The sequence below is a fragment of the Mesorhizobium sp. M8A.F.Ca.ET.021.01.1.1 genome (assembly GCF_003998025.1).
In the GTDB taxonomy this organism is placed as follows: domain Bacteria; phylum Pseudomonadota; class Alphaproteobacteria; order Rhizobiales; family Rhizobiaceae; genus Mesorhizobium.
This window is the reverse complement of the sequence record NZ_RZSJ01000915.1, coordinates 1-1,420: the sequence shown is the minus strand read 5'-3', so window position 1 is coordinate 1,420 and position 1,420 is coordinate 1. Positions and strand designations below refer to the sequence as shown.

The following is a 1,420-nucleotide window of genomic DNA, read 5'->3' as shown; positions in this document are numbered from 1 at the left end:
TTTCTCCTCGCTTCACGGCGTCGCTCGAAGGTACATCCTGACCACCCGCAAACGACAAGTCAGTGCAGGTCGGTGACGTGCCCTGAGACGGGTGCGTTCTGCGGCTGGAACATCTTGCCGCGCTCGGCAATCAGGATCATCAGCAGCGCCGCGACGGAGACGCTACAGAAGCCGGCGGCCAGCGGCGTCACCGTGCCGTTGAAAGCCTGGCCGATCAGCGTGCCGAGAATGCCGCCGAGAAACGTCTGCATGAAACCCAGAATGGACGACGCCGTGCCGGCCAGTTGGCCGAGCGGCTCCATGGCCAACGCGTTGAAATTCGCGCCTAGGCAGCCAAACGGCAGCATGGCACCGGCAAAGAAAGTGATGAACAGCCAGAGCGGCATCTTCATTTCCAGTGAAACCACGAGCCAGGCCAGGCTGATCACCAGAAACAGCAGCAGCGCGCCTTGCGACAGGCGGCGCATGCCGATACGTCCGACGAGGCGCGAGTTGAGATAGTTGGAGAAGGCGAGCACGCCGGCGACACCGGCGAAGATGACGGGAAACATCTCGCCGACGTTGAAGATGTTGACATAGATCTGCTGCGCCGAGGCGATGAAGCCGAACATGGCGCCGAAGATGAACGTGCTGGCGAAGGCATAGCAGAGCGCGATGCGGTTGGTGAGCACGATGCGGAAGCCTCCGAGAATGGAGGAAACCGTCAGTGGCCGGCGATACTCGGGATGCAGCGTCTCGGGCAGGCGCAGCAGCGACCATGCCGACACGACCAGCGCGCCGACGGCCATGGTGACGAAGATCCAGTGCCAGGTCGCGAACAGCATGATGAACTGGCCAATGCCTGGCGCCACGACCGGAATGGCCATGAACACCATGAAGATCAGCGACATGACTTCGGCCATACGCCGGCCGTCGAATGTATCGCGCACGATCGAGACCGCGATCACGCGCGTGGCGGCCGCGCCGATGCCTTGCACGGCGCGGCATATCAAAAGTGTCTCGAAGCTCGGCGCGATTGCGGCCGCGGCGGCGGCCGCCACGTAGATGATCAGGCCGGCGACGAGCGGCGAACGGCGCCCGTAACGGTCCGAGATCGGCCCGAAGAACAACTGGCCGCCGCCGAAACCCAGTATGTAGGCGGTGACCACATATTGCCTGTGGTTTTCATTCTCGACGCCGAGCGAGGCGCCGATCTGCTGCAGCGCCGGCAGCATGATGTCGATAGCCAGCGAATTGAGCGCCATCAGCGCCGCGCAGAGCGCGATGAACTCCCAGCGCGGAATGGGCAATTGGCTTGCCCCGGGCAAGGTGCTTGCCCCTTGCGGCGCTGATTTCTGCTGGTCCACGGCAAGTCCGATCTCTCAAACGAAAACGCGCCGGCGGGCCGGCGCATTGGCTCGTGCTGATCCCGGAATCCGGG

1 protein-coding gene is annotated in these 1,420 nt (G+C 63.4%); it reads right to left on the bottom strand.

Features of this window, described 5'->3' with window-relative positions; translation table 11 throughout:
• Window positions 1-59: 59 nt before the first annotated feature.
• Complete coding sequence (locus tag EOA36_RS35400; protein ID WP_189343646.1) at window positions 60-1,283, bottom strand: multidrug effflux MFS transporter; 1,224 nt, start codon at window positions 1,281-1,283, stop codon at window positions 60-62.
• Between the last annotated feature and the right edge of the window lie 137 nt (window positions 1,284-1,420).